Origin of the sequence: Campylobacter sp. RM16704, assembly GCF_000816245.1 — a bacterium.
In the GTDB taxonomy this organism is placed as follows: Bacteria; Campylobacterota; Campylobacteria; order Campylobacterales; family Campylobacteraceae; genus Campylobacter_D.
On sequence record NZ_CP007769.1, the window covers coordinates 1,453,892 to 1,467,365 of the forward strand.

General features: G+C 28.6%; 13 protein-coding genes and 1 tRNA gene. 8 read left to right on the top strand and 6 right to left on the bottom strand.

Annotated elements, in window-relative coordinates:
• The first annotated feature begins 21 nt into the window (after positions 1-21).
• The 7 genes from CAQ16704_RS07420 to CAQ16704_RS07450 all read left to right on the top strand — a co-directional run bounded on the left by CAQ16704_RS07420 (position 22) and on the right by CAQ16704_RS07450 (position 6,211).
• Complete coding sequence (locus tag CAQ16704_RS07420) at positions 22-201, top strand: putative motility protein (protein ID WP_039667576.1); 180 nt, start codon at positions 22-24, stop codon at positions 199-201.
• A 77-nt stretch (positions 202-278) separates the two neighbouring features.
• Positions 279-1,424 carry a hypothetical protein gene (locus CAQ16704_RS07425; protein ID WP_039667577.1) on the top strand — a complete coding sequence of 382 codons (1,146 nt, stop codon included), beginning with the start codon at positions 279-281 and terminating at the stop codon, positions 1,422-1,424.
• A gap of 120 nt (positions 1,425-1,544) precedes the next feature.
• Positions 1,545-2,714, top strand: a complete 1,170-nt coding sequence (locus tag CAQ16704_RS07430) for a NifS family cysteine desulfurase (protein ID WP_039667578.1) — start codon at positions 1,545-1,547, stop codon at positions 2,712-2,714.
• Positions 2,715-2,717: 3 nt separating this feature from the next.
• A complete protein-coding gene (locus tag CAQ16704_RS07435) occupies positions 2,718-3,689 on the top strand; it encodes a Fe-S cluster assembly scaffold protein IscU (RefSeq protein WP_039667579.1) in 972 nt (323 codons plus the stop codon).
• Between the two features lie 84 nt (positions 3,690-3,773).
• Positions 3,774-4,934, top strand: coding sequence for a Na+/H+ antiporter NhaA (gene nhaA, locus CAQ16704_RS07440; RefSeq protein WP_039667580.1), 1,161 nt, complete (start codon positions 3,774-3,776; stop codon positions 4,932-4,934).
• Positions 4,931-6,085, top strand: a complete 1,155-nt coding sequence (gene nhaA, locus CAQ16704_RS07445) for a Na+/H+ antiporter NhaA (protein ID WP_039667581.1) — start codon at positions 4,931-4,933, stop codon at positions 6,083-6,085. Before nhaA (CAQ16704_RS07440) ends, nhaA (CAQ16704_RS07445) begins: the two co-directional genes overlap by 4 nt.
• Positions 6,086-6,136: 51 nt before the next feature.
• Positions 6,137-6,211, top strand: a tRNA-Glu gene (locus tag CAQ16704_RS07450).
• Between the two features lie 497 nt (positions 6,212-6,708).
• On the opposite strand, the gene CAQ16704_RS07455 is transcribed toward CAQ16704_RS07450, so the two are convergent.
• The 6 genes from CAQ16704_RS07455 to CAQ16704_RS07480 are packed head-to-tail and all read right to left on the bottom strand — an operon-like array spanning position 6,709 to position 11,604.
• Entirely contained in the window at positions 6,709-7,335 is a 627-nt protein-coding gene (locus CAQ16704_RS07455) for a trimeric intracellular cation channel family protein (RefSeq protein WP_039667582.1), read from the bottom strand.
• 33 nt (positions 7,336-7,368) lie between these two features.
• Positions 7,369-8,412: a Cj0069 family protein gene (locus CAQ16704_RS07460; RefSeq protein WP_039667583.1), complete on the bottom strand. Its 1,044-nt coding sequence runs from the start codon at positions 8,410-8,412 to the stop codon at positions 7,369-7,371.
• A 55-nt stretch (positions 8,413-8,467) separates the two neighbouring features.
• Positions 8,468-9,547: a chorismate synthase gene (gene aroC / locus CAQ16704_RS07465; RefSeq protein ID WP_039667584.1), complete on the bottom strand. Its 1,080-nt coding sequence runs from the start codon at positions 9,545-9,547 to the stop codon at positions 8,468-8,470.
• The gene (rnc, locus tag CAQ16704_RS07470) at positions 9,544-10,212 is read right to left on the bottom strand and encodes a ribonuclease III (RefSeq protein WP_039667585.1); all 669 of its coding nucleotides are present in this window, start codon (positions 10,210-10,212) and stop codon (positions 9,544-9,546) included. The genes aroC and rnc overlap by 4 nt, the downstream gene beginning before the upstream one ends.
• Positions 10,205-10,645, bottom strand: coding sequence for a ribonuclease HI (rnhA, locus tag CAQ16704_RS07475; RefSeq protein WP_039667586.1), 441 nt, complete (start codon positions 10,643-10,645; stop codon positions 10,205-10,207). The genes rnc and rnhA overlap by 8 nt, the downstream gene beginning before the upstream one ends.
• Positions 10,642-11,604, bottom strand: coding sequence for a tetratricopeptide repeat protein (locus CAQ16704_RS07480; RefSeq protein WP_039667587.1), 963 nt, complete (start codon positions 11,602-11,604; stop codon positions 10,642-10,644). The genes rnhA and CAQ16704_RS07480 overlap by 4 nt, the downstream gene beginning before the upstream one ends.
• A gap of 74 nt (positions 11,605-11,678) precedes the next feature.
• On the opposite strand from CAQ16704_RS07480, the gene dnaG reads away from it, so the two are divergent.
• Complete coding sequence (gene dnaG, locus CAQ16704_RS07485; RefSeq protein ID WP_039667588.1) at positions 11,679-13,466, top strand: DNA primase; 1,788 nt, start codon at positions 11,679-11,681, stop codon at positions 13,464-13,466.
• Positions 13,467-13,474 lie beyond the last annotated feature (8 nt).

The following is a 13,474-nucleotide window of genomic DNA, read 5'->3' on the forward strand; positions in this document are numbered from 1 at the left end:
CAAACAAAAAAGGAGTATGTTATGGGTGAAGTTACTAACAATCAAGCAAATTTAATGCTTAACATTGCAACTACTATGATGAAAAAAACCATAGAGACCAATGAAAATGCGGTAATGCAAATACTTGAAGGTGTAAATGCAAATTCTACTCCTAGTATTACTCCTATTACTAGTTCAGGATTACTTGACATTTACGCTTAATTTTTCTCTTCGATTCAAAAATTTTGGCATAGCTTTTGCTTGAGTAAAATTATGCAATATTTTTGAAGAGAAGAGTTATGTTTATAAATTCTAATATCAATCCATATCAGAATTTTGCAAATTATCCTTTTGTTAAAAATGAAAATATGGAGCAAAAAAAAGAAAATATAAGTGTTAAAAGTAATTTGTTTGAAACCAAAAATTCAAATATAGATTATAAAGTAACTTATGCAAGTGAATTTGGATTTAGAATCGACGAACAAGGTTTTTTTGAAAAAGATCTTAATAAAACCGCAAAAATTCCACTTGATTATGATATTAATATCAAAAGCATAAGAGAAATTTCGAAACAACTTATTAAACTAGATGAAAGTTTAAATTATAATAAAATAGATCTACCTAGACTTTTGAATACTTATCATAATACATTAAGAACAATTAATCCGCAATTTCAAGATAATGATAATGCATTTTTAAATAAATCTCAAATTTTAGAATTAAACCAAGGGTATAGTTATACTCATGAAGGAAAGATTTTAAAAATTTATGAAAATATAAATATTTTACAAGATGCAAAAAAACTTAATATAAATTTAAACACTCTAATGCTTGACAATAAAGTAGGAGACTTTGCATTTAATGCAAGTATAGAAAATACAGCTGATAACCCTATTTTAAGGCCTTATTTAAACAAACAAGCAGAAGTTTCAAAAAGTGGGTTGTTGCTAAATTATATTTATCATGATTTAAAAGAACAAAATAATATGAAATCTAATTTCTTTTTATCTCCCATTGAAATCAATATTGTATCTAATATTAATTTCCAAAAAATTATGAGTGGAGAAATTGACATTCAAGATTTTATCAATGAAAATAATAAAGAAAAAATGAGTTTTGATTTATATTTACATATTAATGGTGTAGATAAAAACAATACTTCAGAAGATAAGCTTTCTATATTTTTTCAACAATATGTTAATTATCAACATAATATCAATATGGATGAATTTGTTAATTCAAGCTCTATTTATGCTTTGTATAGTAAAAAAATTGCAAAAGACTTTGAAAAAATAAGGGATGATTTTAATCAAAATAATTCTAATATAGATCTTCAAAAAATTAATATTCAAAAAGAAATTTTAGATACTCAATTTTTGGAAAACCGTAAAAAGCAAGCTAGTATTAACAAAATTTTACACTCTTATTTGAATGCTATGGCTTAATGTGCTAAAATACTATATATTTTTATACAAGTAAAAAATTAAAAATTTAAAGTTAAATTTAATAATTTAGTGTATATTAACAAAAAAAGATAAAAAATATCCTAATTAAAGGAAAACAAAGTGGAAGTATATTTAGACAATAATGCGACAACTCAAATGGATCCATTAGCTTATGAGTTAATGTTGCCTTATTTTAAAGAATTTTATGGCAATCCAAATAGTTTGCATAAATGGGGAAGTAAAACTCATCCTGCTTTAAGAGAAGCTATGGATAAAATTTATACAGGTCTTGGAGCAAGTGATTTTGATGATGTAGTTATAACTTCATGTGCTACTGAAAGTGTAAATTGGGTTTTAAAAGGCGTTTATTTTGATCGTATTTTAAATAAAGAAAGAAATGAAATTATCATTTCTAGCGTTGAGCATCCAGCTGTTGGAGCTTGTGCTATGTTTTTAAAAAGTCTTGGCGTAAATGTTATAGAATTAAAAGTTAATAAAGAAGGTGTTTGCTCAGTTGATGATTTAAAAAAAGCTATATCTCCAAAAACTGCTTTAGTAAGCATAATGTGGGCAAATAATGAAACTGGTATGATTTTTCCTATAGAAGAAATGGTTCAAGTTGCTCATGAATATGGAGCATTATTTCATACTGATGCTACTCAAGCAGTAGGAAAAATAAAAGTAAATTTAACAAAAGTGGGTGTTGATTTTGCATCTTTTTCTGCTCATAAATTCCATGGACCAAAAGGCATTGGTGGGTTATTTATAAAAAAAGGATTAAAATTAACTCCATTGTTGCATGGTGGAGAACATATGGGTGGAAGAAGAAGTGGAACTTTAAATGTTCCTTATATAGTAGCAATGGGAGAAGCTTTAAAAATTGCTGATAAAATGTTAGATTTTGAATACTCTCATGTAAGAAGATTAAGAGATAAATTAGAAGATGAAATTTTAAGCATTAGTCATACTTCAGTCGTTGGAAGTAGAGAACATAGAGTTCCAAATACTATTTTAGCTAGTATAAAAGGCGTAGAAGGTGAAGCTATGCTTTGGGATTTAAATAAAAATGGTATAGCAGCAAGTACTGGATCAGCTTGTGCTAGTGAAGCACTTGAAAGCAATCCCATAATGGAAGCAATTGGTGCAGAAGATGATTTAGCACATACTGCTTTAAGACTTTCTTTATCAAGGTTTAATACAGAAGATGAAATTGATTATGCTGCAGAACAAATAAAAAAAGCTACGCAAAGACTTAGAACTATATCAAGTACTTATGCGTATAAAGGATAAATGATGGGGAAAAATAGTTTAATAGGTGGTTCTATTTGGGATGAGTATTCTCAAAAAGTTCAAGATAGAATGAATAATCCAAAATTCATGGGTGAATTAACACAAGATGATGCAAAAAAAGCTAATGCAAAATTGATTATTGCTGATTTTGGAGCTGAAAGCTGTGGTGATGCTGTTAGGCTTTATTGGCTAGTAGATGAAAAAACAGATAAAATAATAGATGCTAAATTTAAAAGTTTTGGCTGCGGTACTGCTATTGCAAGTAGTGATACTATGGTAGAGCTTTGTATAGGAAAAACGGTAGATGAAGCTGTTAAAATAACAAATTTAGATGTTGAATTTGCTATGAGAGATAATCCTCAAACTCCTGCTGTTCCACCTCAAAAAATGCATTGTTCTGTTATGGCTTATGACGTTATAAAACAAGCTGCAGCACAATATAAAGGTGTAGATGCTGATAGTTTTGAAGATCAAATTATAGTTTGTGAGTGTGCTAGAGTTAGTCTTGGAACTATAAAAGAAGTTATAAGACTAAATGATTTAAAAAGTGTAGAAGAAATAACTCAATATACAAAAGCTGGTGCTTTTTGTAAATCCTGTATAAAAGCTGGAGGCCATGAAAAAAGAGATTATTATCTTGTGGATATTTTAGCTCAAACAAGAGCGGAAATGGAAAAAGAAAGATTAAAAAATCAAAACAAAATCGATATTGCTTTTGATGATATGACTATGGTTAAACAACTAAAAGCAGTAGAAGCTGTTTTAGATAATGATGTACGTCCTATGCTACACGGTGATGGTGGAGATTTAGAAGTAATTGATATACAAAAAAGTGAAAAAAACAATATTGATGTGTATATTCGTTACCTTGGTGCTTGCAGTGGATGCTCAAGTGGAAGTGGTGCAACTTTATATGCTATAGAAAATATTTTACAAGAAGAACTTAGTCCAAATATACGCGTTATACCTGTATAAATGGTTTTTTGTATCCAAACCTTATAAAATATAGCCTTTTTATGTTAAAATATTGTTTTAAATCAAAATAAAAAAAGGCTATATATGCGTAGAATTCACGCTCTTGTTAAAAGTGAAACTTTCCCTGGTGTTTTATTAATATTTTTTACTACACTTGCACTTATTTTACAAAATAGTTCCTTAACAGACCAATACACAAATTTTTTAAATATTCCTTTTGGTTTTCAAGCAGGAAATTTAGAAATTTTCAAACCTTTACTTTTATGGATTAATGATGGGCTTATTGCAATTTTTTTCTTTGCTATAGGACTTGAATTAAAATACGAAATCACAAGAGGTCAATTAAACAGTATAAAAGCTATGTCTTTACCTGTATTTGCTGCACTTGGAGGTATGATAGTACCCGCTTTAATCTTTGTTTTTTTTAATTATAAAGATGCTTTTACCTTGCAAGGTTGGGCTATACCGACAGCCACCGATATTGCCTTTGCAGTGGGTATTTTAATGCTTTTAGGAAAAAAAGTTCCAACATCTTTGAAACTATTTTTACTCTCATTAGCTATTTTTGATGACTTAGGTGCTATTATAGTGATAGCTTTATTTTATACAAGTGAGCTTTCAGTGTTTGCTATGATTGCTGCATTAATTTGTATGTTAGCACTTTATTTATTAAATCATTTTCACATAACTAAAAAATCATTTTATATTATAATTGCAATAATATTTTGGATTAGTATGTTAAAGAGTGGAGTACATGCGACTTTAGCAGGAGTAATAACAGCTTTATTTATACCTTTAGAAACAAAAAATGGTAAATCGTTTTTAAAAGAAATTGAACATGATTTAACTCCTTGGGTAAGTTATTTTATTTTACCTATCTTTGCTTTTGCAAATGCTGGTGTGGATTTAAAGGATATGGATCCGAGTTTTATGTTTTCATCGGTAAGCATAGGAATAATTTTAGGCTTATTTTTAGGAAAACAAATTGGAGTATTTTTATTTTCTTTTATAAGTATCAAACTAGGCCTAGCAAAACTTCCTCAAAATGTTAATTTTAAACAACTCTATGGAGTTTGTATTTTAACTGGTATTGGTTTTACAATGAGTTTTTTTATAGATGGACTTGCTTATCAAAATAGTGATATTTTCGCATATTCAGATAAACTTGCCATACTAATTGCATCTTTATTAAGTGCTATAGTTGGGTATTTTTATTTGAAAATTATCTATAGTTTTACAAAATGAAATTAAAAAAAATCCAAAATTTTATATCTATTGAAATTTTAGGAGGAATACTTCTTCTAAGTGCGACTATTCTTGCTCTCGTATTAAAAAACAGCCCATATGGGGAACACTATATGGATTTTCTTAGCGTAGAAATGGGTTTTAAAATTGGTACTTGGGAACTTTTTAAACCTTCTTTGCTATGGATTAATGATGGACTTATTGCAATTTTTTTCTTTGCTATAGGACTTGAATTAAAGAAAGAATTTATTCAAGGAGAATTTAAAACTCTTAGCAACATCACTTTACCTTTAATAGCTGCTATAGGTGGTATAATTGTACCTGCTTTAATCTTTTGCTTGATTAATTTTAGTGATCCATATGTTTTAAGGGGTTGGGCTATACCAACAGCCACTGATACCGCTTTTGCTTTAGTAATACTTGCTATGTTAAAACAGCGCGTCCCAAACTCTTTAAAAATATTTCTAGTATCATTAGCAATTTTTGATGATATAGGTGCAATTTTAATCATTGCTATTTTCTACACTAGTGAGCTTTCTACCCTAGCTTTTTTTGTTGCTTTTTGTTGTATTTTTGGTTTATTTATTTTAAATAGATTAAGCAACAAAAGAAAATCATTTTATTATATTCTTGGTGTATTACTTTGGCTTAGTGTTTTAAAGAGCGGAGTGCATGCAACTTTAGCAGGTATTATAACCGCTTTATTTATACCAGTAAACACAAAAGATAATCATCCTCTACTAGAAGAAATAGAACATGGTCTTAAATTTTGGATTGCTTTTATAATATTGCCACTTTTTGCTTTTGCAAATGCTGGAGTAGATCTTTCTAGAATTCAACCTCATATGCTTTTTAGCGGAGTAAGTATAGGAATATTTTTAGGACTTTTTTTAGGAAAACAATTTGGTGTATTTACTTTTGCATATTTGGCAATAAAATTAAATCTTACATCTTTACCAAAAAATGCAAATTTTAAACAACTCTATGGGGTTTGCATTTTAACTGGTATTGGTTTTACAATGAGTTTTTTTATAGATGGACTTGCTTATGAGGTAAGTGATGTTTTTAATTTTGTAGATAATTTTGCTATTTTGTTAGCATCATTGGCATCTGGTATTTTTGGTTATCTTTATCTGCGATTTATCAAATAATTAAGCTATTTTTAAAGTAATTAAGATAGAATTTCATTTTTAAAAATATTTGGCCCATTCGTCTAGCGGTTAGGACATCGCCCTTTCACGGCGGTAACACGAGTTCGAGTCTCGTATGGGTCACCACTCTTTTAATGTGTAAATACAAAAGTATTATAAATTTAACCCCATAAAGAGACTTCATTTATGTATATAATCAATATATCAGATAAAAAAGACCTATCAATAAAATCTTCTAATGGTTTTCTGAAAAATGGGGTATAGATGAATAAATTTATTTTATAGTATAAAAAGTAGTTTTAACAACCAAACTATTCCTAGTGGTATTAGTTTTAGATAAAAACACTATTATAGCTGGAGCTGGGGTCATACAAAATAACTTTCATAACAGAAAATATTTGGAGCCAAATTTATGTGCTTTATATATTGAAGAAAATTACAGAGGAAACAAAATATCTAACCAATTATTAAAAAATTTATAAAAAATGATTTGAAAACAAAAAATATAAATAAATTTTACCTACTGACAGAGTTTGCAGGATTTTATGAAAAGCATAGTGGAATTTTTATTGAAAATATTATATATAATGAAGCTTACTCTTTAAGAGTTTATAAGATAGATTTTAACTTTCTTTATTTTCCTCATCTTTAAAAGAAAATATGGGTAAAGATAAACCATAATATATTGCCAAAAGTCTTGCTATGGTTCCTACAATCAATGAAACAAGAATTACCCACAACTCATCTACGCCCAAAATATACAATATGTAATATAAAGCTCCTGTTAATATAGCTACACCTGCATAAATTTCTTTTTGAAATACAAGTGGTATCCTAGCACATAATATATCTCTTAATATCCCGCCAAATACACCTGTAATTACAGCTGAACTCACAGCCACTATAAAACCATACCCCATTTCTATTGCAATTTGTGCTCCCAAAACACTAAAAACAACTAAACCTATAGCATCTAAAATCAGAAAAAGTTTTTCAAGTTTTATAACATATTTAGCAATTTTTGTTGTAATCATAGCTGCAACACAAATTAAAATCACATATTCAGGAGTTTTAATCCAAGTTAGTGGATGATGATCAAGCAAAATATCTCTAATTGATCCTCCACCAATCGCTGTCACTAAAGCTATAAATATCACTCCAAAAAGATCCATTTTATGGCGTCCTGCAGCAATGGCTCCTGTCATAGCATCAACAGTAATTCCGATGATATAAAGTATGGTTAAAAGCATAGCGAGTTAAACTAATCCTTGTTTTAACAAGGATTAGTTTTTGCTTACAATATTGATAATATTTTGAGCTACTTTTTTAGCAATAGGCTCAACAAATTCAGCAGGAGAAGTAAATCCTACACAAGAGCAATTAATCTCACCTAATACATATTTATCTTTGCCATTTTCATCTGTATCTAAGATAAAATCAGCAGTCCAAATCAAAGGAATATCATAATTTCCAAGTTTTGAGCGAATCTCAGGTAAAGTTGCTAAAAACCAATTTATCAATTCTTGCCAATCTTTTGGTTCATCATATCTATATTTTGCACCTGAAAAAAGTGTCGCAGAAAAAGCATCACCACCTTCTGCTGGTTTTTTATGTACTACATAAATTGGAGTATGATAAAGCATTAAAATTCTAATTTCACCTTCCTTAATACGCGGTAAAAAAGTCATATCTACAAGCATGCCATTATCGCCTATTATATATTGCTCACAAAAATCCATAAACTCACCAAGTTCTCTTTCTTCTGTATGATTATCTTTAGCTTCTGTGCATTTGATTTTTGCATTCAATGGCACATTTGTAACGTCTGCTGACAATTCATCAATCAATCTTACACGCCAAATTCCCTCACCTGTTGAGCCACGATTTTGTTTTAAAACTCTTTCTCCTTTTGCTAGAGTTTTTGGAAAACTTTCTTTAAAAGTTTTAATATCATAATATGCATAAGTATCTTCAGGCACTAAAGCAGTTTTATTGAGTTTAGTTAATGCATCTTTAGCACCATATCCTATCATTGCATCAGGATGAGGCATACCTATAACACCATTTGCACAAAGTTTTCTTAACATATCAAAATATTCATTTTCTTCTTTTAAATTTCCTGGATTAATTCTAGAAACATAGGCATCTGCATTGTTTTTTACATATTCATAAATTTCATCTTTTTTACTTATTTCGAAAAATATAACCTCAGCATTCCATCCTTGCTCTTTTAATGCATTTACCATAGGCATAGTATCTTTTCTATGTCCATCTTCACCTTTATCACTTCCACCTCTTACTTCAAAAAAAACAATATTTTTTTTCATGTACTCTTCCTTTTTTATTAATACGACAAAATAATAACTAAGTAAGTATTAAAATTTATTTATAAATTTTCATCAAATTTGATAATCTTGAACTTGCATTTAAAAGCAAACTATCAGCTATACATATAGCTACCATGGCATTTACCACCACACTACCTCTTATCCCCACACAAGGATCATGTCTTCCTTTTAATTTATAAATAATATTTTTTCCTTGTATGTTTTGGGTTTGTTGAGGCAAAAATATAGAAGGTGTTGGTTTAAAATAAGTTTTTATATCAATAAAATCTCCATTAGAAATCCCCCCTAATATTCCTCCGCTATGATTGCTTAAAAACACCCCATCTTTCAACTCATCGTTATTTTGACTTCCATACATATAACTGCTTTGGATACCACTTCCTATTTCTATTGCTTTAACTGCATTTATCCCCATAATCGCATGAGCAAGTTTAGAATCAAGCTTATCATATAAAGGATCACCCAAGCCTTTAATGGGATTTTTAACCCTCGTAAAAATTCTAGCTCCTATGCTATTTTTATTTTTTTTAGCCTTTAAAATTTCATCTTTAAAACTTTGTTCTAAATTATTATCTAAAGCGTAAATTTCACTATTTTCAGCATAATCAAAATCAAACTCATCATTACTAAGTTTACTATCAATATTTCCTACCCCAAAAACCCCGCTCATTATTTCTATACCAAACTCTTTTAAAAGCATACAAGCTACAGCTCCTGCTATTACCCTAGCAACACTTTCTCTAGCACTAGCTCTTCCGCCTCCTTTATAATCCCTAATGCCATATTTGTAATAATAAGTAAAATCAGCATGAGCTGGACGAAACACATCTTTTTCGTAATCTTTTGAGCGTGTATTTTCATTAAATACTACTATACTTATAGGAGTTCCTGTTGTATATCCCTCAAAAACCCCACTTAAAATCTGAGCTTTATCCTCTTCTTTCCTAGGGGTACTAAATTTATTTTGACCTGGTTTTCTTTTATCAAGCATATCTTGTAAAAAAACCTTATCAAATTTAATACCTGCTGGCATACCATCTATCACGCAACCTATGGCTACACCATGAGATTCCCCAAAACTTGTAAATTTAAATCTTGTTCCAAAACTATTCATAATTTTCCTAATTTTTCCAATGCAATTTTAGCACATTGTTGCTGAGCTTCTTTTTTGCTACCTGCAATTGATCTTGATATTTCTATACCTTGAATTTTTACTGCAATTTCAAATTGTTTTTTATGATCAGGTCCAAAAGCTTTTATAACAATATATTCTGGAGTTCCTGCCATATTTGCTTGGGTAATTTCTTGCAATCTCGTTTTATAGTCTTTAAATAAACTCTTCGTATCAATGTGCGGATAAACTTCTTTAAGTAAATCTAGCGCTATAATTTTAGTCTTTTCAAAACCTATTTCTAAATATAAAGCACCCATTAATGCTTCAAAAGCGTCAGACAGTATAGAAGGCTTGTTGCGACCATCGTTGTTTTCTTCTGCAATTGACATGAAAATATACATCCCAAGGTCAAGTTTTTGAGCTAAAGTTGCAAAAGATTTTTCATTTACTAATGCTGCTCTCAATTTAGAAAGATTGCCTTCTGAATCTTTTTGAAATTTAAAAAATAAAAATTCTCCAACAACTAAATCCATTACCGCATCACCTAAAAATTCTAGTCTTTCATTATTATAAGGTTTTTTATAGCTTTTATGTGTTAATGCTTCAATAAGTAACTGTTCATCTTTAAAATGATAATTTAGTTTTTTTTGGAGTTTTTTAAGCATTTTTAGACCTTTCCTCTTGTAATTTTAAAGCTGCATTTTTCGCCAAAATATCACAACGCTCGTTTAATTCATGGCCATTATGTGCTTTAATCCAAAAAGCAGTGATTGTATGTTCCTTAGCTACACTTAAGTATTCTTTCCAAAGATCAGCATTTTTTCTTCCCTTAAAATTTTTTTTTACCCAACTATCAAGCCATTCATTAATACTTTGAACCATTAAATTTGAATCTGTATATAATTTAATCTCACAAGGTTCTTTTAAAGCCTTTAAAGCTTGTATAATAGCCATTAATTCCATACGATTATTCGTTGTATTCTCACATGCCCCACTTTGTTCTTTTTGATGATTTTTATAAATCAAAATATAAGCCCATCCTCCAAAACCTGGATTATTTAAACAAGAACCATCAGTGTAAATTTCAATATTTTTCAAACTTTTACCTCATAATAAATCTCACATGTTCCAAATTCATGGCAAAATGGGCAATAATAGAAAAATAAGTGGTTTTGATTTTTACAATTATTGCATACATAAGTAAAACTAAGATTTGCATTAATTTTATTATCATTTAAAATTTTTAAAATTTTCAATTTCTGATTTTTAATCACAATAGACTTATAGCTTAAATTTTTAGCATAAAAAAATTCTTGATATTTTTCATCTTCTAAATTTAAAGGGGTTTTACATTCGTTTAATAAATCAATTACATTTTCAAATTTTGGCATTTGCGTGATTTTATCTTTATAATATAAAAAACAAAGTCTTAAAATATATTCATTATCTTTACTTAGTGCTAATATTTCTTTGATTTTTTCTTTTTCATCTTTAGGACTAGATTGAATTTTTAAAGCCTTGATTAATGCTTTTTCTGTATATATATTTTCTCCAAGTTCAAACAAGCACTCCAAAACTTCTAAAACTTTATTAAAATCCTTAAGTTTTAAGTATACAATCTTTAAAAGTTTTAAACTTTCTTTATTACGTGCTTTGATTTTTAAAGCATTTAGCAAAGCTTCTACACTACGCTCTAAAAATCCTGCTTTTAAATAAACTTGAGCTAAAGAAAAAAATATAAATTCTTTTTGGCTAGGTTCATTTGTTTTTTTTAAAGCAATAAGATAAATCCCTACAGCTTTCTCAAATTCCCCACTTTTTGTAAAAATTTGGGCTAAAAAATTTAAATTTTCTATACTTAGATTTGCATTTTTTAAAATTTGCTGATGAGTAGAATTGATTTCAAATTTTTTTACAAAACGATCAAGTTTGCTTTTTTGATCTTTATTTGCAAAAATTCTCCATACATAATGTGAACTAGCCATAATAAAAACTAAAGCCGCTAAAACAATAAGACCGAACAAAGGATCGCGATATTCTACAAAGAAAAAATCCATAATCTTACAACTTTACTTCCAAATTTATAACAATTATAGCTAATTGCTTATATAATTTTCTTTAAGGTTTAAATATGATAGAACAAACAAGTATAGAACAACTTTTGCAAAAAACAGATATAGTTGATGTTATAGCACATTATGTTGAAGTAAAAAAACAAGGTTCAGGCTACGTGTGTGTGTGTCCTTTTCATGATGATAAAAATCCTAGTATGCATATTAATTCCATTAAAGGATTTTATCATTGTTTTGCATGCAAGGCTGGAGGTAATGTTTTTAAATTTGTAATGGATTATGAGAAATTAAACTTTGTTGAAGCAGTGGAAAAAGTGGCATCTTGGAGTAATTTTTCACTTACTTATACCTCGCAAAAACAAGACAATAAAAAGTCTATTACACATATTTTACCTACCCTTAATGCTTTTTATAAACAAAATTTAGCTAAAAACAAAGAAGCTCTAGCTTATCTTTATAAAAGAGGTTTAAATGATGAGGATATTAGAACCTTTGAACTAGGCTTTGCACCAAGTTCTAATGAAACACTAAGACTTTTACAAAATGAACAAATCGTTCAAGAAGAAGCTCTAGAGGTAGGTGCAATAAAACAAAATGAAAATGGTGCTTATGCAAGTTTTATCAACCGCATTACTTTTAGCATTTATGATCATAAAAATTTACTCATAGGCTTTGGCGGTAGAACCTTAGATGAAAATAATATGGCAAAATACGTTAATTCACCTCAAAGCAAACTTTTTGATAAATCACGCGTTTTTTATGCACTCAATTTAGCTAAAGATGCTATTTATAAACAAAAAGAAATGATCATTTGCGAGGGTTATATGGACGCTATAGCCTTTCATAAAACAGGTTTTAAAAATGCTGTTGCAGTTTTAGGAACAGCTTTGGGAGAAAATCACATACCTTTGATAAAAAGATTAGAAGCAAGAGTGATTTTGTGTTTTGATAATGATAATGCAGGGGTTAATGCTGCTGTGCGTTCAGCACATTTATTAAGTTTAGCAAAAATTGATGGAAAAGTGGTTTTAATAGAAGGTGGGAAAGATCCGGCTGAACTTGTAGCAAGCCATCAAGAAAAATTACTTTTTAATATTTTAGAAAAAGGTATAGAATTTGGAGAATTTTATATAAGAAGCTTAATTACAAGTTTTGATTTAAATTCAGCACTTAGTAAGCAAAAAGCCTTAGAAGAGGTGCAAAAATATACTTTCGGCCTTGAACCCTTAATAGCAAATTCTTACACTATTTTAGTAGCAAATCTTTTGGGTGTTAATGTTGATGATATTAAACTTTCTAAAAACACAAGAAAAAACATAAATATTTCCAATCCTATAAAGCAAATTAAAATCAACAATATCAGCGAATTAGAACTTTTAAAATTTTTATATGAAAATCCAAAAGCCATAGGATTATTTAAACTTTTAAGCACAAAAGAATATTTTTTACATCAAGACACTATAAAAGCTATCTTAGAGCAAAAAAACTTTGAAGATCCTAGCATAAGAGAGCTTTATGAATTTGAAAATATCAAAAATTTAAGCAATTTAGAAGAATTTTTATATGCCATTTGTAAGATCAACCTTGCTTATTTTAATAAATTAAAAAGTTTAAATTTAAAACAAGCCTTTAAAAAGCAAATTTACAATCTACTCAATCAAAATTTAGAAAAAATCAAAAAAAGCTATCAAAATGATGAAATTTTTTTTAACCACTTAATAGAAGTTTTAAAAAATGTGCATTTTTTAGATGATGAGGAAAGTTTAGAATTATTTTTAAATAGACTACAAAAAAATATAAAAAATAAAAAAGCAATTCATTACAACTTTGAAAAAGAAGTTTTTTAAATAAAAAC